1 protein-coding gene is annotated in these 1621 nt (G+C 73.0%); it reads right to left on the bottom strand.

Annotation, left to right across the window (positions count from 1 at the left end; genetic code table 11):
• Positions 1-1621, bottom strand: a 1621-nt coding sequence (locus ACGFZP_RS39435) for a type I polyketide synthase (RefSeq protein WP_392942316.1), incomplete at both ends; no start/stop codon positions are given.

Raw genomic sequence — 1621 nt, 5'->3', positions numbered from 1 at the left:
CCGGTGTCCTCGCGGGCGGTGCCGGTGACCAGGCCGGGGGCCTCCTCGCCGCGGGCCAGCGCCGCCAGGGCGTCCAGGAGCTCCCCGCGCCGGGAGCCGACCACCACCGCCCGACGACCGAACAACGTCCGCCCGTCCAGCGCCTTGGCCACCGACCCCGGAGTCAACTCCGGCTGCTGCTCGACGAATTCGCCCAACCGGGCGGCCTGCCTGCGCAGCGACTCCCCGTTGGTCGCGGACAGCACCCAGGCCGTCGGACCCTCGGCCTCGGCGCCCGCCTTCGCCGTCTGCGTGGTGTCGCCCTGTTCCAGGATGACGTGGGCGTTGGTGCCGCCGATGCCGAACGAGGACACGCCCGCCCGACGGGGGCGACCGGTCTGCGGCCAGTCCCGCCGTTCCGCCAGCAGTTCGACGGCTCCTGCGGTCCAGTCCACGTGGTGGGTCGGCTCGGCCAGGTTCAGGGTCTGCGGGAGGATGCCGTGCTGCATCGCCATGACCATCTTGATGACCCCGCCGACACCGGCCGCCGCCTGGGCGTGGCCGATGTTGGACTTCAACGAGCCCAGCCAGAGCGGCTCTTCACGCTCCTGACCGTAGGTGGCGAGCAGGGCGTTGGCCTCGATCGGGTCGCCCAGCGACGTGCCGGTGCCGTGCGCCTCGACCGCGTCGACCTCGGCGGCGGACAGTCCGGCCTGGGCGAGGGCCTGGCGGATCACCCGCTCCTGGGAGGGGCCGTTGGGGGCGGTGAGCCCGTTGCTGGCGCCGTCCTGGTTGACCGCCGAACCGCGGACCACGGCCAGCACCCGGTGGCCGTTGGCCTTCGCCTTGGACAGCCGCTCCAGGACCAGCACGCCGACGCCCTCGGCCCAGGAGGTGCCGTCCGCCGAGGAGGAGAACGGCTTGCAGCGCCCGTTCGGCGCCAGACCGCGCTGGCGGCTGAACTCCACGAAGGCCACCGGGGTGGCCATCACGGTCACGCCGCCGGCCAGCGCGAGGTCGCACTCGCCCTGCCGCAGCGCCTGCGCGGCGAGGTGCATCGCCACCAGCGAGGAGGAGCAGGCGGTGTCGATGGTGACCGCCGGGCCTTCCAGCCCCAGGGTGTAGGAGACCCGGCCGGAGGCCACGCTGCCCGCGCTGCCGGTGGCGATCATGCCCTCCAGCTCGTCGGGGACGGCGGCCATCGACGGCTGGTAGTCGTGGTACATCATCCCGGAGTAGACGCCGGTGCTGCTGCCGCGCAGTGACCTGGGGTCGATGCCGGCGCCCTCGATCGCCTCCCAGGAGGTCTCCAGCAGCAGCCGCTGCTGCGGGTCGACCGCCAGTGCCTCACGCGGCGAGATGCCGAAGAAGCCCGCGTCGAACATCCCCGCGTCGTACAGGAATCCGGCCTCCCGGCAGTACGACGTCCCCGGACGCTCGGAGTCGTCGTCGAAGAAGTTCTCCAAGTCCCAGCCGCGGTTCGACGGGAACGGGGTGATCCCCTCCCGTCCGTCGGCGACGAGTTGCCAGAGGTCCTCGGGGGAGGTGACTCCGCCGGGGTAGCGGCAGGCCATGCCGACGATGGCGATCGGGTCGTCGTCGACGGCGGTGGTGCGCACGGTGGTGGCGGCGGTCTTCGAGC

It is taken from the genome of Kitasatospora sp. NPDC048239, from assembly GCF_043202015.1.
In the GTDB taxonomy this organism is placed as follows: domain Bacteria; phylum Actinomycetota; class Actinomycetes; order Streptomycetales; family Streptomycetaceae; genus Kitasatospora.
Note: the sequence above shows the minus strand (reverse complement) of the source record. Positions and strands in the feature narration are given on the sequence as shown.